We start from the raw sequence: 20,924 nt of genomic DNA, 5'->3' as shown, positions 1-20,924 counted from the left end.
CTACCTCACCGGCGACGGCGGCCGGATCGACTCCGACGGCTACGTGTTCGTGATGGGCCGCACCGACGACGTCATCAACGTCGCCGGGCACCGGCTGTCCACCGGCGGGATGGAAGAGGTCCTCGCCTCGCACCCGGACGTGGCCGAGTGCGCGGTCATCGGCGTCGCCGACCAGATGAAGGGCCAGATCCCCCGCGGGTTCGTGGTGCTCAAGGCCGGCGTCATGGATCGAGAAGGGGCCTCCGCCGAGGGCTACGAGGACAAGCTGCGCGCCGAGCTGGTGCAGATGGTGCGCGACCAGGTCGGCGCGGTGGCCTCGCTCAAGGAGGTCGCGATCGTCCCGGCGCTGCCCAAGACCCGCTCCGGGAAGATCCTGCGCAAGACCATGCGCGGCATCGCCGACGGCCTCGACGAGCCGGTGCCCTCGACCATCGAGAGCGCCGACGTCCTCGACGCCCTGCGGCCGGTGCTCCGCAAGAACTAGCGGCGGGGCGGTCCGTCGATCGGTTGCGCGCGGGGCAGCAAGGCGAGTCAGGACGAGCTTTCGTCCGCGCCTACCGGTCCAGCTTGCTGAGGGCGTGAGCCCGATCGAGCAGTAGACGTCCCAACATGGGAATTCGCTCGTCGGTGAAACGAGATCGCACGCCGGTAAGACTCAGAGCTGAGCGCGGCCGGCCCGCTCCGTCGAAGACAGCGGCGGCCACGCCCCAACTGCCCTCGACGACGAGGCCGGGGTTCACGGCGTACCCACTGTCCCGGGCCGCGGCGAGCCGGGAGCGCACGGCGTGTTCGGAATGTGCCTCGCCCCAACGGATCGTGAGGTCGGTGGTCGCGAGGTAGTCCTCGGCCTCGGAGGGGGGCAGATGCGCGAGAATGGCCAGGCCTGCGGATGCCACACCAAGTGGGAACCGGATGCCTTCGTGAAGGACGTGCGAGCGAAGGGGGAAGCTGCCCTCGCACTCGGCGAGGCAAACGGTCTCCCGGCCCCGCAACGCGGACAGGTAGGCGCTCTCACCGGTCTGCTCTGCGAGGTCGGCGAGGACATCGCGGGCGTGATCGGTGACGTTGTACCTGGCAGCTGCCAGGGCTCCGAGCAAGAACAGCTCAGGACCGAGCTGCCACCGACCCGTGTCGCGGTTGCGGTCGACGAGACCTTGCTCGGCGAGGTCGGTGAGCAGGCGGTGCGCCGTCGGGCGGGGCAAGCCGCAGTGACGGGCAACGGCAGTGGTCGTCGCCCCCTCCGCCTCCGCTGCCCCGAGGGTCCGCAGCACAAGCCCGACCTTCGCGACCACCGAGACCCCGCCATTCGAAGCAGGTGCGAGAGGGGAGCCCATCCCTCGATCATACGTTCACTGGATGAAAGCATCTTCGTCGAGGTGTTCGCTGAGTGGACACTCTCTGGATCTGTGGGCCGGCCGCCTGTCTTCTTGCAACATGGTCTCGGACAATGCGTGTTCGACGCCCTTCGTAGATGGTGCTCGCCGTGCCACCTCCAGGGCCGCCGGTGGCGTCCGTCGATGATCGCCATGAAGGACATGGCTTCACGGCCACCGAGCGCCGCCTCGGCCGTACTTCGGGCGGGCGTCTGATGGATTTCGGAGTCACGCCCCTCGATGGGCTGCCGCTACCCCCGCGCGTCACCATCTGTGAGGTCGGTCCCAGGGACGGGTTGCAGAACGAGTCCACGATCCTGCCGTTCGGCGTCAAAGCAGAGTTCGTGCACCGTCTGGTGGACGCAGGGAACACGGTCGTGGAGGCAGCGAGCTTCGAGAACCCGGTGTGGGTGCCCCAGCTCGCGGATGCCGACGACCTGCTGAGAGCGATCACCCCTGCGTCCGGGGTGCGTTATCCGGTCCTGGTGCCCGACGAGCGCGGGCTGGACCGCGCGCTCGACCTCGGCGTCACCGACATCGCAGTGCTCGGCTGCGTCGCGGCGACCTTCCCCCGCTGCAACCCCCACCGGTCTGTGAGAGAACCGTTCGAGATGCTCGCCCCGGTCGTCGCGCGCGCCCGGGAGGCCGGGCTGGGGGTCCGTGGCCACCTCTCGGGGTGCTTCGGCGACCCCTGGGACGGCCGGGTCTCGACCTCTCAGGTCGTTGCGGCAGCGACAACGATGAAGACAGTGGGCTGTACCGAGCTCAGCCTTGGCGACACCATCGGCGTCGCCACCCCTGGACAGGTCGCCGCGGTCCTCGACGCCCTGGTTGCCGCCGGCATCGGGATCGACGAGATCGCTGTGCACTTCCACGACACCTACGGTCAGGCACTGGCCAACGCCCTGACCGCACTGCGGCGCGGCGTCACCACCTTCGACGCTTCCGCCGGAGGAGTAGGCGGCTGTCCCTACACGGGCTCGGCGACCGGCAACCTCGCCACCGAAGACCTGCTCTGGCAGCTCCATGGCCTCGGCATCGACACCGGGATCGACCTGCAAAGGATGGTCGACACCAGCACCTGGCTCGCCGAGCGGCTCGGCCGCCCCAGTCCCTCTCGCACCGTCACCGCCCTTACGAGCTGACTTGCTCCCACTCGACGCAGTACAGGAGGTCCCATGGACAAGGTGATCAGCGCCGAACAGGCGCTCAGCGATATCAGAGTCGGCGCGACCCTTGCGGTGGGCGGGTTCGGGCTCTGCGGCATCCCGTCCACGCTGATTGCCACCCTGCACGCCGCAGGGGTGACCGGCCTGCAGGTCGTGTCCAACAACTGCGGCGTCGACGACTGGGGGCTCGGCATCCTGCTCTCCGACCGGCGCATCGTCCGGGTCACCGGCTCCTATGTCGGGGAGAACAAGGAGTTCGCCCGCCAGTACCTCTCCGGCGAGCTCGAGGTCGAGCTGTGCCCTCAGGGCACACTGGCTGAACGGCTGCGCGCAGGAGGATGCGGCATCCCCGCGTTCTTCACCCCGGCCGGCGTCGGTTCCCAGATCGCCGACGGCGGCCTGCCCTGGCGCTACGCTGCCGACGGATCTGTCGCGGTCGCGTCCCCGGCCAAGGAGGTCCGGGAGTTCGGCGGGGTGCCACACGTGCTGGAGGAGGCCATCCGCACCGACTTCGCGCTGGTCGCCGCGGCCCGCGGTGACCGGCACGGCAACCTGGTGTTCGACAAGACCGCGCAGAACTTCAACCCGTTGTGCGCCATGGCCGGGCGGGTGACCATCGCCGAGGTGGCCGAGCTGGTCGAGCCGGGCGAGCTCGACCCTGCCGGAATCCACCTGCCCGGCGTGTTCGTCCAGCACGTGGTGCACGCCCCGGATGTCGAGAAGCGGATCGAGAAGATCACCGTCACGGAGGTGTCGGCATGAGCCTGTCCCGTCACGAGATGGCGGCCCGCGCCGCGGCGGAGCTGCGCGACGGTGAGTACGTCAACCTCGGCATCGGCCTGCCCACGCTGATCCCGAGCTTCCTGCCCGATGACGTGCACGTGGTGCTGCACAGTGAGAACGGCATCCTCGGCACCGGGCCCTACCCCACGCCCGACGCCGTCGACCCCGACCTCATCAACGCGGGCAAGGAGACCGTCACGATCCGGCCGGGGGCTTCGTTCTTCGACTCGGCGCTGTCCTTCGGGATCATCCGCGGCGGCCATCTCGATGTCGCCGTGCTGGGCGCCATGCAGGTCTCCGAGCGCGGTGACCTGTCCAACTGGGCCGTGCCCGGCAAGATGGTCAAGGGCATGGGTGGGGCGATGGACCTCGTGCACGGTGCCCGTCGGGTCATCGTGCTGATGGAGCACACGGCCAAGGACGGCTCGCCGAAGATCCTGCGCAAGAACACGCTGCCCTACACCGGCATGCGGGTGGTGAACCGGATCATCACCGATCTCGCCGTCCTCGACGTCACCGAGGATGGGCTGGTCCTGGTCGAGACCGCCCCCGGCGTCACCGAGGACGAGGTCCGCGCCGCCACCGATGCTCCGTTCAGTATGCCGGCATCTGCCTAGGGTCACGCGTCTGAGATCCATCGCTGCAGCAGCCGCCGGTCGTCCCGGGAAGGGTCGGTCGGCGGCTGCGGGATCCGACCACGCGCTGGTCGAGCGAGTGGTGCCGGGCATCATCGAGCGCGAAGTCCTGGCGTGGGCGGATCCGCGACGCGCACGCTGCTCTGCTCGCCCTGGTATCAGGGGCGGCGGTTCAGGACGGCGAGGTGTCGGCCTGCATGGAGAGCCAGGTGACGCCGCTCGGTTCGAGAACCTTGGTCACCATCGCCTGGTGGCGGGGATGGTTCAGGTAGGCGGTGAAGGAGTCGACATCGGCGAAGGTCGTCGACAGTGAAGCGTCGGCCACGCGAGGGTTTGCAGGATCCCGCAGCCCGAGGTCGGTCGTGACGGTGACCGGCCCGGCGGTGAGCGGGGCGTCAGCCGCGAATGCCTGCAGCGCGGCGACGAAATCAGCCCGCTGTGCTGCGTCGAGGGGGCGTGGCAGTCGGAACAGCACAGTGTGAGTCAGCATGACTTCTTCCTCGTGATCGGGTCAGCACCACTCGAGCTCGACGGCACCGCGTGGAGCGCGGTGCGTGGCACGGTAGATGTGGCGTGGTACGCCCTCGTCGCGACCTCTTGAGCACCAGGGTCGCCCTCGCCCTATTGCGCGCTCCAGCCGCCGTCCATGACCCAGGAAGAACCCGTGGCCATCCCGGCCCCGTCCGAGGCGAGCCACGTCACGAGTTCCGCGACGTCGTCCGGCTCGATCAGACGCTTGATGGCGCTGCGCTCCAGCAGCACGGTCTGCAGCACTTCATCGGCCGAGATCTTGTGCACGGCGGCTTGATCGGCGATCTGGCCTTCGACGAGCGGAGTCCGGACGTAACCGGGGTTGACGCAGTTGCTGGTCACGTTGTGTGACCCGCCTTCGGCGGCGACGACCTTCGACATGCCCTCGAGGGCATGCTTGGCGGCGACGTAGGCAACCTTGAACGGCGAGGCCCGCAGACCGTGGACCGACGAGATGTTGATGACCCGGCCGAAGCGCTGCGCGTACATGTGGGGGAGGGCGGCGCGCACGAGCAGAAAGGGGGCTTCGAGCATCAGGCGGATCATCGCCCGGAACCGCTCGGGGGGGAACTGCTCGATCGGGCTGACGGTCTGGATCCCTGCGTTGTTGACGAGGATGTCGACCGAGAGGTCGAGGGACTCGAGAGGCGTCACGTCGAGGAGGTCGACCTCCCATGCCTCGCCGCCGATCGACGTCGCGACGTCGCGGGCTCGGTCCCCGTCCAGGTCGGCGACCGTGACTTTCGCCCCCTGAGCGGCGAGCGCCCGAGCGCATGCAGCTCCGATGCCGCTACCGGCCCCAGTGACGAGCGCGGTGCGGCCGGTCAGATCAGCCATGTCAGTCCTCCTGGGTCTATCCCGTCAATTCATGCGTCCGGACATCAAAGCCGGTGCGTCGTTCGGGCGACGCGCAGATCACCGGGAGTCAGTGATGGCGGTCCTGGTCCTGCCCAAGGTTGCTCGCCATGCACTTCTCGGTCAGGCCGCTTCGATATCCAGGCGATCAAAAAGTGCCAGTTCGATATGGCGCGGACACGGGATCGCAAGCGAGGCAGATCATCGAGTTCTGCAGCGTCTACGCCAGGCCGCACTTCACGGCGACGTAGGCCAGTTCTGTCCGGTTGGAAACGGCGAACTTCGCCATGAGTGTCCCCAGATGCCACTTCACAGTGGTGTGCGCGATCCCGAGACGGTCGGCGATCTGCTGATTGGTGAGCCCCCGGGCGACGCCGTACAGTACCTGCCTTTGCCGAGGGGTGAGACGTGGCAGATAGGCGATCTGCTCAGCCACGTCCGCGTGCACAGGCTTGGTCCAGGGCGGGCGCTGCGCCTGGTGCAAGATCGACTCCTTGTCCATTGGATACCCCCGACGGCGGGCGATGGGTGGCATGCACCCGCCGCCGGGGGGCGTCATCACTTGGGCTCGACAGCATCGGGCCGACTTCTTCTCTTTGCTCGTGGCGTAGATCGTTCTCAGCTTAAGGTCGAGATCCCGTGAGTGGCGTCCGATCTGGCCAGAGCATTCGAGGCGAGGTCGATGTCATGTGACCTCCTTCGGCGCGCCATCAAATACTGTGATTGCCCGTCCGGGGCAGTATCACATGCCTGCCAGGGGCCACTGTGTAGCATTATGCGACGATGATCTTTGCTGGGCGCCTACTGAGATGTAGGCGCCGTCACCCACGTGCGCTGGACGGGTGCCGAGTCCCTTCTCCGGGTGTGTGAGGAGCTGAGTCGACGGTGGTTGGCACGCGTTCCGCAGGCGGAGTGAAACCCCCGTCGCGAGGGGCGCATAATGCAGTCGTCGAGTCCGGGATCCTAGCGCGACCGCCGTTCTCGCCATCGCACTCGGGCCTCGGGTCGGGAGGCTCTTGCCCCCATGCACGTGACCTGCTGAATGCAGGCCGCCTCGGCAGCGACTGCGGATGAACCGCCGGGAGGCGAACTGGTGCGGCCCACCTCCCGGCGGTTCATCAGGTCCTGCTTTAGCGCGTGCGGTTCGCCCTGCGATGTCAGCTGTGCCGGATCTTGTACGGGGCGATCCCCCCGGCGTCGACCAGCTGGGTCGTACCGGTGACGTACCGGGACTCGTCGGACGCTAGGTAGAGCACCGCGTTGGAGATGTCGATCGGGTCGACCCAGGGGATCTTGAGGCCGTTGAGGTAGATCAAGGTGTCCTTGACCTGCTCCTGGGTCGGCGTCTCCACGTCCGGGACGAAGACCTTGTGGAAGGCCGGGTTGTTCATCATCGGCGTGTCGACCGAGGTCGGATGGACCGAGTTGACGCGGATGTTGTGGGGTGCGAGCTCGACGGAGAAGCTGCGCATGAGACCGGTGACCCCGTGCTTCGCGACGTTGTAGTGGCCCAGCTGGGGGTACGCGATCAGCCCGGCCAGCGAGCTGATCAGGATGATCGAACCACCGCGGTCCCGTTCGAGCATCGACGGGATGGCGGCCTTGGCGGTCTTCCAGACGCCCGTCAGGTTGATGTCGAGCATCTCCTGCCACTGCTCGTCGGTCACCTCCCACAACGGGTCGAAGCCGACGATGCCGGCGTTGGCCACCACGATGTCGATCCCACCGAACTCGCTGACCGCGTCAGCGACCAGCTGATTCAGGACGTCGGAGTCCCGGACGTCGCCCCGCCGGGCCAGGATCCGACGGTCGAGCTGTTCGACCGCCTTCACGGTCTGCGCGAGGTCTTCGGGTGTGCTGCCGATGTAGGGCGCGGTCTCGACCTCTGCGCAGAGGTCCAGCGCCACGATGTCCGCGCCCTCTTCGGCCAGTCGTACGGCGTGCGACCGGCCCTGACCACGGGCGGCCCCCGTGATGAATGCGACCTTACCGTCGAGACGACCCACGGTGACAACTCCTTTGTTGTGCCGGAGACCTCGTCATCGGCGTCTCCGGGACTTCCTGGGGTGCCTCAGATTAGGACGAGGCAAATTCTCAGAGATGTAGCGATCCGCTACACGAATGATGTCTGCGCATTTCGTGCATTGAGCCTTTCCCAGTAGCGATTTTTGGGTCGCTGCTGGGTCAGGCCGCGCGGTCGTGTTCGTGGTGGAGCAGCGCGAGGGCGGCGGCGGTGATGTCGCCGATGCGCCAGGGGCACAGGCTGACCTGGCGCAGCGCCGCGAAGGTGGTCTTGAGCAGGGAGTTCCCGCGTTCGCACAGCGCCGGGGTCGCGCGGTGGAGAAGGTTTCGGGTGCGTTGATCAACACTGAGGCCGCGGCCGCGGTGGTTCTTGTCCGGGACAACGAAAATGGCGGCTTCGCCTTCGTAGCCCAGGTCGGCGAGCACCACGTGGGTCGGGTCGTTCCAGCGTTGGGCGAGCAGGTCGGGCAGGTGCTGGCGGCGGGCGCAGGTGACGTCCTTCTCCCGGCCGGGGCGGACCCGGGAGGTATGGAGCGGCCAGCCGTCCGGGGTGGTCAGCACCTGGATGTTGGCGCCGTGGCGGTGGTGTTTGCCCGACCACCACAGGTGCACGCCGGGGTTCGGGCCGGGCCGGCGGACCCGGTCGGTGAAGATCACGGTGCCGTCCAGGCCGAGGTGGGTGTGCCCGGCCGCGCGGGCGGCGGTGAGGGCCTCGTCGAGTCCGGGCGCGGCCGCGGCGAGCACGTCGATGGCTTCGTGGAGGTAGCGGTAGCAGGTCGAGGTGCCGATCCGGTGATCGCGCACGAGTTGGCGGATGCGGGTGGCGTCGTAGAACCAGCACAGCGCCAGGATCGCCTGCTCGCGGCAGGACAGCGCGCGCCGGTCGTGGCGGGTGCCCCGAGCGGCCCGTTCGGCCGCCAGGAGCCCGGTGAGCCAGTCCACCGTGGCGGCCCGGACGGGGAGCACGGCGGTGTAGGTGACAGCATGAGACACGCAGGACCTCGGTTCTCGGTGCTCTTTGGTCGGAACACCTCGATACCGAGTCCTGCGCTCATCTGTCGCACCCGCCGCTCCCCGGCGTGTCACCCCCAGCGCGCTACTGGGAAAGGCTCATTGATTGAGAGTGCGACGTCGTCGGTCGGTCTGTTCGGTCACGCCCGAGGAGGCGCGAACGGAAGTCCTCACGGAGGCGCGTGGCCGGATCCCGCGCGACTCCACGAGGTCTTCCGCCGCCGTGATTACCGAGATCCGGGCGTCGGCGGTCCTCTCAGCCCGGCCGGCGCCTCGGTCTCGCTCAGGCCAGGTGCCCGGCGTCGACGACGAGTGTGGTGCCGGTGATGTACCGAGCGTCGTCCGACGCCAGGAACAGCACGGCGTTGCTGATGTCCTGCGGCTCGACCCACGGAATAGGCAGCTTGTTCATCCCCAGCAGCACCTCCTTGAAGTCCTCCTGCGTCGGGTTGGGCAGGTCCGGCACGAACAGCTTGTAGATCGCGTCGTTCTGGATCATGCCGGTCGCGACGAACGTCGGGTTGACCGTGTTGACCCGGATCCGGTGCGGGGCGAGCTCGTTGGCCAGGGACTTCGCCAGCCCGACCACGCCGTGCTTGGCCGCGACGTAGTGATGGACCCGGCCGACGCCGCCCTCGAGCCCGTACACCGAGCTGGTGAGGATGATGGACCCTCCCGCGCCACGTTCGATCATCGACGTCAGTGCGGGTTGCACGGAGTACCAGACACCGCTCAGGTTGATATCGATCATGTCCCGCCAGCGCTGCGGCGACATGTCCGGGGCCGGGTCCCAGCTGCTGATGCCGGCGTTGGCACAGATGATGTCGATGTGCCCGAACTCGGCCAGACCGCGTTCGGTGGCCGCCTGCATCGCCTCCGGGTCGCGGACGTCGGCCTCCAGGCTGACGATCCGCCGGTCCTCCGCCTCGACCAGCTTGACGGTCTGGGCCAGGTCGGCCGGGGTGGCCATCTCGTAGGGCACCGACTCGACCTGTCCCGCGAGGTCCACCGCGATGATCTCGGCGCCCTCCCGGGCCAGGGTGATCGCGTGCGAGCGGCCCTGCCCCCGCGCCGCTCCGGTGATCAGCGCGACCTTGCCGTCCAGACGTCCCATGACGGTCCTTTCCTCGATGATGAGTGGCGATGACGCCGGCGCACGGCCGGCACGTGCTGCCGGAGGGGGCGCCCCTCCCGGGTCGGGTCAGACTCGGGAGACGTTCACGACCGGGGTCGGTGAACGCGAGGATCCCGTCGCGGCCGAACTCCGAGCCCATCCCGGACTGCTTGCGGCCGCCGAACGGGACGTCGGGGGACAGCGCGAAGTGCTGGTTGACCCAGCACATACCACTGTCCAGGCGGCGCGCGACCTCGGTCGCGGCCTCCAGGTCGGTGCCCCACACCGAGTTGCCGAGGCCGAACTGGGTGCCGTTGACCCGGGCGACGACCTCGTCGATGTCGTCGGCGAGAGGGTGGTGGGGTGACGGCGTAGCGGGTCAGACGGGTGAGTGGGCACGGGCGTTGCCCGCCGGTTCCGTCGGCGTCGTCGGGGGCGCGGACCCGGCGGGCGCCCGGCGGGCCGACCTGCCGACACGTTGCCCGGTGAAGCGGGCGGCGGTGATCGCGCCGACCAGCACCAACCCGTTGAACACCGGCTGGACCCAGGCCGCGACGCCGATCATGAACAGCCCGGTGGTGCCGACGGCGACCAGGTACACCGCCACGACCGTGCCCCACACGTTGTAGAAGCCACGCCGGATAGACGTCTCGCCCAGGAAGCAGGCCGCGATGGCGGGCAGCAGGAACTCGCCCCCGTTGCCGGGAGAGGCCGACCCGACCTGCGCCACCTGCAGGAAGCCGCCGGTGCCCGCGAGTAGGGAGCTGGCCACGAACGCCCCGACGATCATGGGGTTGACCTTGATGCCGGTCAGCCGGGCGGCGTCCTCGCTGCCGCCGATGGCGTAGAGGCGTCTGCCCAGCGGCCGGTAGTAGAGGACGAACCAGAGGATCACCGCGACGACGACCACGAAGAGGAACGGCAGCGGGATCTGCAGCGGACGAGACTGCCCCAGCGCCAGGAACCCCGGGGTCAGGCCGTCATAGATCACCATGCCCTTGGAGTAGAAGAGCACGCCCCCGTAGAGCACCGACTGCACGCCGAGGGTGACCACGAGCGAGTGCAGCCGGACGTAGGCGACCAGCAGCCCGTTGATCAGGCCGATCACCGCGCACGCCGCCAGGACCAGCAACAGCGCGAGGGGCCACACGGTGACCAGACCGTCGGACATCAGCCGCGCGACCATCATCCCGCTGAACGCCGCGGTCGCCGCCACCGAGAGGTCGAAGCGGCCGAGGATCAGCGGGATCAACAGCCCCAGCGCGACGAAGGCGATCGCGGCGTTGGCCTGCAGGATCGACCCGAAGTTGCCGAGGGTGGGGAAGGTCGTGGGACGCAGGACGGAGAAGACGGCGATGATCACGAGCAGGGCGATGATCAGTGCGTTGCCGGCGAGCAGCGACCCGAGCGAGCGGCGCCCGGGCCGGTGCTCCGCCGCCGGGGTGGTGGCGGTCATGAACGGTCCTTTTCAGTCGATGGCATAGCTGGCGGCGGCGATCCGGTCGGGGGTGACGGCGTCCCCGGTGAGCTCCTGCACGATCGCTCCGGACCGCATGACCAGGACGCGGTCGGCGTACTCGGCGACGACGTCGATGTCCGAGTCGATCAATAGGACGGACAGGCCCGAGCCGTGCGCGCGCTCGCGGACCGAGTCCAGGATCCGGCGACGGGCCCCGATGTCCACGCCGTAGGTGGGCTCGTCGAGGATGAGCAGGCGCAGCGGGAGGTCCAGCCACTTGGCGAGGATGACCTTCTGCTGGTTGCCGCCCGACAGCTCGCGCAACAGCTTCGTCGGGTGCGGGGGCTGCACGTCCATCGTCACGATGGCCTGCTGCGCCGCACGCCTGCGCAGCGCGCCCGACAGCGCCCCCCGCCGGACGAAGCTGCGCAGCCGGGGCTGCGTCAGGTTCTCCACCAGGGTCATCGAGGCGACCCCGCCCTGGGCCCGGTCCTGCGGCACGTAACCGATGCCGCGGGTCACACTGGACGCCGGTGAGGACCGCTCGACGAGCTCGCCGTCGAGTCGGACCTCGCCCGCCGTGGCGCGCTGCTCGCCGAAGATCAGCCGGCCCAGCTCGCTGCGGCCGGACCCGATGAGTCCGGTCACGGCCAGGATCTCACCGTCGGCGACGTCGAAGCTCGCCCCCGACGTGCGCTTGCCGGACAGCCCGGAGACCGACAGCCGGGGCACGTCGCCCGCCGCCGCCGTGAGGGCGGCCATCGACCTCCGCTCGGCGGGCGAGGCGTGTGCGGTGACGCCGGTGATCAGGTCGGCGAGGCGGTCCGGGTCCGTCGCGGCGACCGCGTCGTCGAACACGACACGGCCGTTGCGCAGCACCGTCAGCCGGTCCGCCATCGCGAACACCTCGTCGAGCCGATGGGAGACGTAGACCAGGGCGATCCCACCGTCGCGCAGCAGCCGGCAGCGCTCGAGCAGCTGCTCGACCTGGGCGTGGGGCAGCCGTGCGGTGGGCTCGTCGAGGACCAGCACCCCGCGGTCGGGGTCGAGTCCGCGAAGGGCCCGCGCCATCGCGACGAGTGTGCGTTGGACGGGGCCCAGGTCCTGGATCAGCGCCGTCGTGTCGATGTCGTGGAGCCCTACTGACGCCAGGTCCCGGCGGGCGGCCCGATGCTGGGCCCGCCAGTCGATGGCCGGTCCGCGGACCTCGAACCCGGCCGTCAACGCGAGGTTGTCGGCGACCGACATCGACTCGACGAGCCCGAGGTCCTGGTGGACGAAGCGGATTCCCAGCGCGTGCAGCTGGTGCGGGGACAGCGGCATCGCCACGTCCTCGCCGTGCACTCGCAGAGCACCCGCGGTCGCATCGTGATATCCGGCCAGGACCTTGATCAGGGTTGACTTGCCCGATCCGTTCGCGCCGAGCAGTGCGTGGATCGAGCCCGACCGGAAGGCCACGGACACGTCGTCGAGCACCCGGTTGACCCCGAAGTCCTTGACCAGGCCGGTGAACTCGACCGCGGGCACGACCGACCCGGCGGCGCCGGTCTCGACCTGCTTCGCCACCGTGGTCACGACGCCGCCACACCCCAGAGCTGGTAGAACTTCGCGGTGAAGTCGTAGTTGCCCCGCCACCCGACGGTGACCAGCTCGTCGAGCTTGTCCGCGGGCAGCTTCGCGAGGTTGTCCTTGTCGAACAGTGCCGTCGGGATCTTGTCGGTGTAGTCGAACGGTTGCTGGCCGTCGGTGACTCGGATGACGTTGTCCAGGACGGCCAGGCTCAGCCATTCGCGGGGGTCGGCGAAGCAGGCCTTCTGCAGGCCGCCGCGCTGGATGACGGCGACGTTCTCGGCGCTGCAGTCGTAGCCGGCGCCCTGCACTCCGCGCTTGGTCAGTCCTGCACGGTCGGCCGCCTGGGAGACCCGGAACATGCACGCGTCGAAACAGCTGACCCAGTTCAGCGAGGGGTCCGCCTGCAGCGCGGCCGAGGCCTGCGCCGCGGGCCCGAGGTTGGGGTCCTCGAAGTTGGCGAGGCTCCACTCGAGGGTCTCGGTGGTGCAGCCCGGGCAGTTCGCCGGGTCGGAGAGGTAGTCCTGGCTGCCCTGGTACTGGCCGACGATCGCCGCGTAGATGTCGGTGTTCTTCATCTGGAGCAGCTTCAGGTCGCCACCGGACTTCCAGACCATGTACTGGGCCATCACCTGGCCCTCCCCGTAGACGTTCCACGCCACGTCGGGCACGTTCGGAGTCTTCTTGAGGTTGCCCAGCGTGAAGACCGGGATGCCCGCCGCCAGCGCTCGGTCGATGCCGGCCTGCACCCGGGCGTTGTCGACGAACATCGTCACGATGGCGTCGACCTTCTCGTCGACGGCGGCCTGGATGGCATTGAGGGCGACGTCGGGCTTGCCCTGTCCGTCGGAGATCTTCGCGGTCCAACCGATGGCCTGTGCCGCCTTGGCCATCGCGTTGGCCGGGCTGCTGGCACCGGTCGAGGCCATGGTCGTCGGGATGATGGCAAGGCGTAGGCCGGGCTTCGGCCGCGGGCTGGACTCCGGGCCCTGCCAGGCGTTCGGCTGGGTGGCCGCGTTTATCAGCCTGGTGGCACCGGCCTGGGCCTTCTGGACCGCCGCGGCACGCGCCGCCGGGTCGACGTTCTGGGACGCCGTGGTGCCGCTACAGCCGGCCAGGAGTGTCGTGAGGACCGCGACGGCCACCACGGCCAGCCGGGTGTCTCGGAGTCGGGACATGACGAGAGCCTCGGTTCTGGGAGAGGGGGTGGGCGACGGCCGGGAGCCCGACCGGACGATGGGGTGAGGCGCGGGGCGACGTGGACCCGTGCACCGCGTCAGTTGAACTGCATCCCGCCGTCGACGATCAGCACCTGACCGGTGACGTAGTCTGCGTCGGGGCCCGCCAGGAACGAGACCACCTTGGCCACGTCGTCGGGGGTCTCGATGCGCCCGAGCAGGATCTGGTCGACGTAGGCCTGCCGGTTGGCCCCGATCGGCTTCCCGTTGATCTTGTGTAGGCCCAGGTCGACCTCGTCCCACATCGGGGTGTCGACGATGCCGGGGGCGTAGGCGTTCACCGTGATCCCGTGCGGTGCGAGCTCCTGCGCTGCCGCCTGCGTGATCCCCCGCACGGCGAACTTCGTGCCCGAGTAGACGCCCAGCAGACCCGCCCCCCGGATCCCCGCGATGGAGGCCGCGGAGATGATCCGACCCGGCCTGCCGAGCCGCGTCAGCTCCGCCGCGGCGGCCTGGATGCCCCAGACCACACCGTTCACGTTGACGCGCAGGATCTGGTCCAGCTCGGCCTCGGTGACCTCGGTGATCTGCTGGACCTGGGCGATGCCGGCGTTGCTGACCATCACGTCGAACCCGCCCAGGGCGGCCGAGGTCTGCTCCACCGCGCGGAAGACCTGATTGCGGTCGGAGACGTCGGTCTCCAGGGCGATCGCCTTGCCACCGATCTCGGCGATCTCGGTGACCACCTGGCCGACCGCCTCGGCCTGGACGGCGAGATCGGCGACCCCGACGCTGAACCCGTCGCGGGCCAGGCGCAGGGCGATGGCCCGGCCGATTCCCCGGGCGGCGCCGGTGACCAGGGCCACCCGGCTGTCGGCGTTCGTGTCTGTCGTCATGTGAGTTCCTCAGCGACTGTGATGGGAGGACCGGAGGGGGAGGTGCCGGTCGGGGCGCCCGCCGACGGGTGTCGCGCGCGCCCCGACCTCGGCCGTCAGGCCGGGACGAGACCGCGCAGTCGCGCGGTCAGCTGGAGCGCGAGGATCCGCGAGTAGTAGCGGGCCATCGCCAGGTTCCCGATCAGGAACCACAGCCCAGGGTGTCCGGTGGGCCGCCAGGTGCCGTTGAGCTCGCCTTCCTCGTCGAGCCCCCAGGCGTCCTTGACCCGGCCGGACACCTCCGAGCCGAACAGCGACGTGACCTGGTCGCGCAGCGTGTCGTAGCCGGTGGCGAGCACGACCAGGTCGGCCTCGAGCCTGCGGCCGTCGGTGAGCACCACACCGTCCGGCTCGAACCGATCGATCCCGGCGCCCTGGGCGACCTTGACCTTGCCGTCCGCGATCAGTTCCGAGCCGCCGACGTCGATGTAGTAGCCGCTGGCGGTCTGCAGCACCTTCATGAACAGCCCGCTGCCGTTGGGGCCGTAGTCGAGGGCGAACCCGGCCTTCTCCAGCCCACCGAGCAGGTCCGCGTCCAGCTCACGGAGCCGCTCGGTGAGGCCGACGTGCAACTGCCCCAGCAGCAGGAACGGGTAGGACGCGAACAAGAGGTCGGCATCCTCGGTCTTCGGGCCGCCCTCCACGAAGAGCGGGTCGAACAGGCCCGGAATGCCGTGCTCGGTGCTGATCACGCAGGTCGAGGAACGCTGGACCATGGTGACCTGCGCGCCGCGGTGGTACAGGTCCTGCGAGATGTCGTGGCCGGAGGTCGCCGCGCCCACGACGACGGCCGTGCGGCCCTCGACGTCCTCGGTGCCCCGGTAGCCGCTGGAGTGGACGACCGTCCCCCGGAAGGTGTCCTGCCCGGGGAACTGCGGCTGCCGTGGCCGCCCGTTGAGCCCTGTCGCCATGACGATGTGCGGGGTGCGGAACCGCCGCTCGGTGCCGTCGGCCCGGCGGACGACGGCCGTCCAGATGCGCTCCTGCTCGTCGTAGTCGGCCGAGAGCAGCGTGGTGGAGTTCCAGACGTTGATCTCCATGGCGTCGGCGTAGTACTCGAGCCAGCCGGCGATCTTGTCCTTGGGCATGTAGATCGGCCATGTGTCCGGGAAGTTCAGGTACGGCATGTGGTCGAACCAGACCGGGTCGTGCAGGGACAGGGACCGGTAGCGGTTGCGCCACGCGTCGCCGACCCGTGGGTTGCTGTCGATGACGAGCGCGTCGACACCCATCTGCACCAGACGGGCGCCGATGGCCAGGCCGCTCTGACCGGCGCCGATGACGAGCACCTCGGGATCGCGGTCGGCGAACTCCCGCTCACGGTCGCGCAGCTCGGGCCACGAGGGGCCAGAGCGGCCGTGCGGGTTGCCGACCGGGCGACGCCTGCCCACCCGCTCCTCGAACCCGGTCAGCTCGTGCAGCGCGGTCAGCACGGTCCAGGCGCGCCAGACCCCGTCCTCGCCGGAGGTCAGGCGCACCACCCCGCGCCCGCGACCGAGCGCGGTGTCGAACTCGAAGATGGCCTCCACGAGCTGCGAGCCGTCGCCGGTGTCGACCAGCTTCGCGCCGTCGGGCAGGGCGAGGCCGCCGAGCCCGGCTGCTCCGGCGCGGGCGAGGACGAGGTCGGCCACGGCGCCCGGACCGCGGGTGGTGTGCACGTCCTGGTCGAGGACCAGCTGGTCGCGCCACCAGACCTCGGGCCCGAGCAGACCGATCAGTCGGTCGCGGTCGCCGCTGTCGATGGCCTGGGTGAGGTTGTCGAGCCATCGGCCGGCCAGGACGGCCGGGTCGAGCGCGGCCGAGGGAACGGAGTCGACGACGGGTTCGGTGACGGTCATGGGTCTCCTCGAGTGAGCTGTGGGCAGCAGGAATCGCGTGACCGGTGGTCACCGGTCACGAGTCGATACGGCGGTCAGCGCCGGATGCGGTAGCGGGCGAGCTTGTCGTAGAGGGCGCGGCGGGACAGGCCGATCTCGTCGGCGGCTCGGGACTTGTTCCCGCCGTGCCGGTCCAGCGCGGCGACGATGACGTCGCGTTCCGCCCTCTCCAGTGGTGTCCACGGGTCGTCGGTCGGCACGGCCATCGGGGTGGGGGCCGTCGCGTCGGGTGAGGGGTCGACCACCAGCACGGCGCCGTCGATGAGGGTTCCGGGGGTGACCGGGTGGATGCGCGCGAGGGTGAGCGCGTCGATGTCGATCACCGTCGCGAGCGGGCCGGCCGCCACGAGCCGATCCCACAGGTCGTCGTGCTCGACCGCGATCTCATCCGAGATCGCGATCCGGTCGTCCACCGCGACGAGCGGCTTGCGAGTGCGGTGCCGCCACGCGAGGTAGGTTTCCAGCAGTCTCCGCTGCTGGGCCCCGGCCTGGTTGCGCAGCTCCACGGTGACAGCCGCGACCATGGAACGGACGACCAGTGGCAGGTGCTGGTTCGCGTCGGCGGCCCGGACGCTGACGTTGACGATCCCGCACACCCGCCGCGTCAGCGGGTGCACCACCGGTGCGGCCGAGCAGGCCCAGCCGTGCAGCTTGGTGGCGAAGTGCTCGGCGCCGACGACGGTCGCGGGACGGTCGGTCTCCACGGCCGTGCCGCCGCCGCTGGTCCCGACCGCGTCCTCGGCCCAGCGGACGCCCACACGGGCGTCGGCGGCGTCGAGCTCGCGCGCCAGCTGCGCGTCGGTCACCCACCGCCACATCACCACCCCGTCGGGATCGAGGAGGTGCATCGCCGTCCGGTCCCCGACCAAGGGCTCCGCGATGCTCTCCAACACCGGTGCCGCCGTGCGCTGGAAGCGGCTGTCCGAGGCCACCGGGATCTCCGGCAGATCCGGTCGTTCGGGATCGACCCCGCTCCAGCGCGAGCGGCGCCATGAGAGCAGGACCTCGTCACGCACCCCGGTGGGTGCAGGGTTGCCTTCGAGAAAGGACTCCCATGCGCGGATCACCGACGTCATGTGCCCTCCCACGGCTGCAGCGGCGTGACACAGGTCATCATGCGCGATTCGCGGCCCCATGGAGCGTGAAGATTCTGCACAACCAGCGCTCGAGCGCGATGGAGAGGTGGGGCCGCTTCGCCACGAGGTGCGCCGAGAGCGAGCCGTCGTCCATGAAACACGCCGTAGGTCCCTCGCAGCCGTCTCCGACCGCTGAGCGCGACGCCTGGGCCACGACAGAGCCGTCCTATCGGTTGAGGATGCGGTTCAGGGCTGGTGCGACGTCGCGATGGGTGTGCGCCGGGGTCAGGGTCCCGTGGCCGAGGCGGGCGAGGTCGCGGCCGAGGGGGAGGTCGTGCTCGCCGTCGGTCTCGAGCAGGACGTGCAGCTCGGGGAAGCGCCGGGCGAGGCCGCGGGGGTCGGGTCCGGCGTTGTGCACGGCGTCGGTGAGCAGGATCGCGGTGCGTCTGCGGGCTGCGGAGCGGGCCAGCTCGGCCTGGGCCACCGACAGCCCGAAACCGACGTTTGTCAGACCCCGGGCGGGGATCCGGAGCAGGGTGTCGAGCAGCGCGGTGGGGGTGGCAGGTTCGGTCAGCCCTTTGACGACGGCGGCGTCGGACCAGAAGGCGACCAGGGCGAGCTGGTCCCCGGCGCCGGACAGGTCGGCGGACAGTGCGGCCACGGTGGCGGCGGCGATGCGGACCTTCTCCCCGCGCATCGAGCCGGACACGTCCACGATCAGGACTGCCGCGCGTCGGGAGCTCATCCGTTCGCGCACGATGACGTCGGTGTCCTCGGGGACGGGGTGTTCGGCGAGCATCTCAATGGTCTTGTCGAGGTCGATGTCGTCGCTGCGGTAGGCGTAGGGCGCCGAGGCCAGGGCGCCGGTGCCGCGTTCGGCGCGCGCGTCCCGCGGGCGGCGGCGCACCGACAACCGACGCGCGATGGCCTGCGCCATCGACGCCACCGCGGGATCGGGCGCGGTCTGCTCCAGCAGCTCCGAGAGCTCCTTCTGGGTCGCCTGCTGCGCGGTGACCAGCACCCCCTGCCCGCCTGCGGGCAGCTCGGTGTCGCCCTCCCCGCGGTCGGGGTTCAGCTCGGCGACGACCGGGGTGCCCTTCCCCTTCTGAAAGAGGTCGGGGGCTTGGTCGAGTTTCTTGGGTTTGCGGCGTAACGGTTCCAGGGTTCGTCGCTCACCGGGTTCGGCGGTGGGCAGCGCGACGGCGTTCGGGACGGTCAGGCGGTGCGGGCCCGGCGCCGCCCGCCGGGGGCGGAGAAAAAATGGTTCTCCCAGATCTCGGTGATCACCTGCTCCGGCGTGGCGTCGGAGGCCTCGTCGACCCCGACGCGTGCGGACAGCGCGACCAGCGCGGCGTCGAGCACGACCTGGGTGTGGCCCGAGTGATCCGACGCGGCGTCGGGGGTGATCTTCTGCAGCTCCACGGCGATGGCGACCAGGTCGATCGCCCCGCGCACCGACGAGCCGCGCCGCAGCTCGGGGTGGCTGCGGGTCGCGCGGGTGAGCTCGACGCCGTCGGTGATCAGCTGGGTGTCGGTGCAGCCGGTGCGGCGGGCGACGATGTCGCTCTCCTCCTGCGCGGTCTGGTAGCCGACGGCGAGGCGGTTCCAGCGGTCGTAGACGGAGTCGGAGATCCGCGCGGTGCCCACGTTGTCGAACGGGTTCATACTGGCCAGCACCCGGAACGTGGACTCGGCGGCCATCGTCCCGACCCGCGGCACGGTCACCGCCCGCTCGGCCATCGCGCCCAGCAGCACGTTGAGGGTGTCCTCGGGGGCGCGGTTGAGTTCTTCGATGTAGAGGAACCCGCCGGTGCGCATGGCCTCGACCAGCGGGCCGGGTACGAAGTTCTCGGCGGAGTAGTCCTCGGCCAGGACCCGGGCGGGGTTGTGGTGCCCGACCAGCCGGGCCGGGGTGAGCTCGGCGTTGCCCTCCACCAGCACGAACGGCACGCCCCAGTGCTCGGTGATCGCCCGCAGCATGGTGGACTTCGACGTGCCGGGCGGGCCCTCCAACAGGACGTCCCGGCCCGCGGCCACAGCCGCCAGCACCAGCGTCAGCTCCCGCTCCCGCCCGACCACCGCCCGTGCGATTGTTGTTCTCGTGTCCTGAAGTTTCGTGGTCATCAGGGAACCCCCAAGCTCGGTATGCCGCCTACTCTCGATGCGGGCCATCGGGTCAGTCGCCGGCGAGGGCGACGGATCGCGTCGCCGATGCTGCGATCGTCCGCGCGACGTTCATCGCTGAAGAAAGCCGGACCTCGGTTCGCGGCGACTGCGCGGCGGGGACATGTGCCGCACCCTCTCCACGAGGAGGGTTCGCCGCCGAGTCGTGGCGACAGAGATCGTCGAAGATGCCGGAAGCGATGATGATCTCCGGTCCCTGTGGTGGCACCGGGTTCGGACGCAGGGGCACACATGACGAGCTCCCGCCCAGACCTCGCAGATAGATGATGACGCCGCGTCCAGCATCTCCGAACGTACGCAGGGCCTCGCTCAGCTCGCCGTGGCAGGCGCACGTGGCGGCTCCGAAGACATCGCCGAGCAGGCATTCGCGGTGAATGTGGACCGGGACGTCGGGATCGACCCGACCCGCCGTGAGCACCATGTGCTCGGTTCCGGTCAGCGGCTCTCGGTAGCCGAGGGCGCGGAACGTGCCGGACGACGTCGGCATGACGGTCTCCGCGACCCGGACGAAACGGGCTTCGTGCTGTGTCCGGTACTCGACGATGTCGGCGACGGAGAGAAGGACGAGGCCGTGCTCGTCCGCGAAGCGCACGAGTTCGTCGCCTCGGGCCATCTCACCCGGTCGTTCCCGGGAGACGATCTCGCACAACGCCCCGGCGGGTGTCAGCCCGGCCAGGCGGGCCAGGTCCACCGCCGCCTCCGTGTGGCCGGGTCGTTCGAGCACCCCGTTCGGACGTGCGCGCAGCGGTACGACGTGACCGGGGCGGGCGAAGTCCTGGGGTCCTGCGTCGGCAGAACCCAGAGCGGCGATCGTCGCGGCGCGCGACGCGGCGGAGATGCCCGTGCCGGTCCCGTGCAGGTCGACCGTCACCTGGTAGGCGGTGCGGTAGTGGTCCCGGTTGTCGTGCGTCATCGGGGTGAGGCCGAGTCTGTCGCACGCCTCGCCGGGGAGGGCGACGCACAGGAAGCCGGAGGTGTGTCTGACCGTGAACGCGACCAGCTCTGCGGTCGCGAGCTCGGCGGCGAAGATGAGGTCTCCCTCGTTCTCACGCTGTTCGTCGTCGGTCACGACGACGGGTTCGCCCGCGTTCAGGGCTGCCAGGGCGGCGCGAATGCGTTGTGCCGAGGTGGTCGGAGGGCGTCTGGTCACCGG

Annotated in this window: 19 protein-coding genes and 2 pseudogenes; 4 read left to right on the top strand and 17 right to left on the bottom strand. The window is 69.7% G+C overall.

Annotation, left to right across the window (positions count from 1 at the left end):
- On the top strand, positions 1-484 hold a 484-nt coding region (locus tag ABD990_RS10190; protein WP_425569569.1), incomplete at its 5' end, for an AMP-binding enzyme.
- A 70-nt stretch (positions 485-554) separates the two neighbouring features.
- On the opposite strand, the gene ABD990_RS10185 is transcribed toward ABD990_RS10190, so the two are convergent.
- The gene (locus tag ABD990_RS10185; protein ID WP_345380013.1) at positions 555-1,292 is read right to left on the bottom strand and encodes an IclR family transcriptional regulator; all 738 of its coding nucleotides are present in this window, start codon (positions 1,290-1,292) and stop codon (positions 555-557) included.
- A 296-nt stretch (positions 1,293-1,588) separates the two neighbouring features.
- Here ABD990_RS10185 and ABD990_RS10180 point away from each other — a divergent pair, with 296 nt between their 5' ends.
- From ABD990_RS10180 to ABD990_RS10170, 3 genes are read left to right on the top strand one after another with little or no spacing between them, the layout of a single operon-like run.
- Entirely contained in the window at positions 1,589-2,518 is a 930-nt protein-coding gene (locus ABD990_RS10180; protein ID WP_345380032.1) for a hydroxymethylglutaryl-CoA lyase, read from the top strand.
- Between the two features lie 33 nt (positions 2,519-2,551).
- A complete protein-coding gene (locus ABD990_RS10175) occupies positions 2,552-3,304 on the top strand; it encodes a CoA transferase subunit A (protein WP_345380012.1) in 753 nt (250 codons plus the stop codon).
- Positions 3,301-3,942 (top strand): CoA transferase subunit B, encoded by a 642-nt coding sequence (locus ABD990_RS10170; RefSeq protein ID WP_345380011.1) that lies wholly within the window; start codon positions 3,301-3,303, stop codon positions 3,940-3,942. The genes ABD990_RS10175 and ABD990_RS10170 overlap by 4 nt, the downstream gene beginning before the upstream one ends.
- A 190-nt stretch (positions 3,943-4,132) precedes the next feature.
- Here the strand turns inward: ABD990_RS10170 and ABD990_RS10165 are convergent, their stop codons facing one another.
- From ABD990_RS10165 to ribB, 16 genes and pseudogenes are all read right to left on the bottom strand, one after another.
- On the bottom strand, positions 4,133-4,435 hold the full coding sequence (locus ABD990_RS10165; RefSeq protein ID WP_345380009.1) for a Dabb family protein: 303 nt from the start codon (positions 4,433-4,435) through the stop codon (positions 4,133-4,135).
- A 146-nt stretch (positions 4,436-4,581) separates the two neighbouring features.
- Positions 4,582-5,328: a 3-hydroxybutyrate dehydrogenase gene (locus ABD990_RS10160; RefSeq protein ID WP_345380008.1), complete on the bottom strand. Its 747-nt coding sequence runs from the start codon at positions 5,326-5,328 to the stop codon at positions 4,582-4,584.
- Positions 5,329-5,566: 238 nt separating this feature from the next.
- A complete protein-coding gene (locus tag ABD990_RS10155) occupies positions 5,567-5,830 on the bottom strand; it encodes a response regulator transcription factor (protein WP_345380006.1) in 264 nt (87 codons plus the stop codon).
- 673 nt (positions 5,831-6,503) lie between these two features.
- Positions 6,504-7,352, bottom strand: a complete 849-nt coding sequence (locus ABD990_RS10150) for a mycofactocin-coupled SDR family oxidoreductase (protein ID WP_345380005.1) — start codon at positions 7,350-7,352, stop codon at positions 6,504-6,506.
- A 178-nt stretch (positions 7,353-7,530) separates the two neighbouring features.
- A pseudogene (locus ABD990_RS10145) lies at positions 7,531-8,365 on the bottom strand (transposase family protein).
- Positions 8,366-8,662: 297 nt separating this feature from the next.
- Positions 8,663-9,493 (bottom strand): mycofactocin-coupled SDR family oxidoreductase, encoded by an 831-nt coding sequence (locus ABD990_RS10140; RefSeq protein ID WP_345380003.1) that lies wholly within the window; start codon positions 9,491-9,493, stop codon positions 8,663-8,665.
- Between the two features lie 175 nt (positions 9,494-9,668).
- A pseudogene (locus ABD990_RS34360) lies at positions 9,669-9,779 on the bottom strand (aldehyde dehydrogenase family protein); the annotation flags it as partial.
- Positions 9,780-9,872: 93 nt separating this feature from the next.
- Positions 9,873-10,949 carry an ABC transporter permease gene (locus ABD990_RS10130; protein ID WP_345380001.1) on the bottom strand — a complete coding sequence of 359 codons (1,077 nt, stop codon included), beginning with the start codon at positions 10,947-10,949 and terminating at the stop codon, positions 9,873-9,875.
- 12 nt (positions 10,950-10,961) lie between these two features.
- Complete coding sequence (locus tag ABD990_RS10125) at positions 10,962-12,527, bottom strand: sugar ABC transporter ATP-binding protein (protein ID WP_345380000.1); 1,566 nt, start codon at positions 12,525-12,527, stop codon at positions 10,962-10,964.
- Entirely contained in the window at positions 12,524-13,699 is a 1,176-nt protein-coding gene (locus ABD990_RS10120; protein WP_345379999.1) for a sugar ABC transporter substrate-binding protein, read from the bottom strand. Before ABD990_RS10120 ends, ABD990_RS10125 begins: the two co-directional genes overlap by 4 nt.
- A gap of 98 nt (positions 13,700-13,797) precedes the next feature.
- Positions 13,798-14,595 (bottom strand): acetoin reductase, encoded by a 798-nt coding sequence (locus tag ABD990_RS10115; protein ID WP_345379998.1) that lies wholly within the window; start codon positions 14,593-14,595, stop codon positions 13,798-13,800.
- Positions 14,596-14,690: 95 nt separating this feature from the next.
- The gene (locus tag ABD990_RS10110; RefSeq protein WP_345379997.1) at positions 14,691-16,472 is read right to left on the bottom strand and encodes a flavin-containing monooxygenase; all 1,782 of its coding nucleotides are present in this window, start codon (positions 16,470-16,472) and stop codon (positions 14,691-14,693) included.
- Positions 16,473-16,546: 74 nt separating this feature from the next.
- Positions 16,547-17,587 carry a helix-turn-helix domain-containing protein gene (locus ABD990_RS10105; protein WP_345379996.1) on the bottom strand — a complete coding sequence of 347 codons (1,041 nt, stop codon included), beginning with the start codon at positions 17,585-17,587 and terminating at the stop codon, positions 16,547-16,549.
- A 226-nt stretch (positions 17,588-17,813) separates the two neighbouring features.
- Positions 17,814-18,608 (bottom strand): vWA domain-containing protein, encoded by a 795-nt coding sequence (locus ABD990_RS10100; RefSeq protein ID WP_345379995.1) that lies wholly within the window; start codon positions 18,606-18,608, stop codon positions 17,814-17,816.
- 194 nt (positions 18,609-18,802) lie between these two features.
- Entirely contained in the window at positions 18,803-19,711 is a 909-nt protein-coding gene (locus ABD990_RS10095) for an AAA family ATPase (RefSeq protein WP_345379994.1), read from the bottom strand.
- Positions 19,712-19,763: 52 nt separating this feature from the next.
- Positions 19,764-20,921 carry a 3,4-dihydroxy-2-butanone-4-phosphate synthase gene (gene ribB, locus ABD990_RS10090; protein WP_345379991.1) on the bottom strand — a complete coding sequence of 386 codons (1,158 nt, stop codon included), beginning with the start codon at positions 20,919-20,921 and terminating at the stop codon, positions 19,764-19,766.
- Between the last annotated feature and the right edge of the window lie 3 nt (positions 20,922-20,924).

The organism is Pseudonocardia yuanmonensis (assembly GCF_039542425.1).
Classification (GTDB): Bacteria; Actinomycetota; Actinomycetes; order Mycobacteriales; family Pseudonocardiaceae; genus Pseudonocardia; species Pseudonocardia yuanmonensis.
The sequence above is the reverse complement of the archived record's forward strand: the minus strand, read 5'-3'. Positions and strand labels throughout refer to the sequence as shown.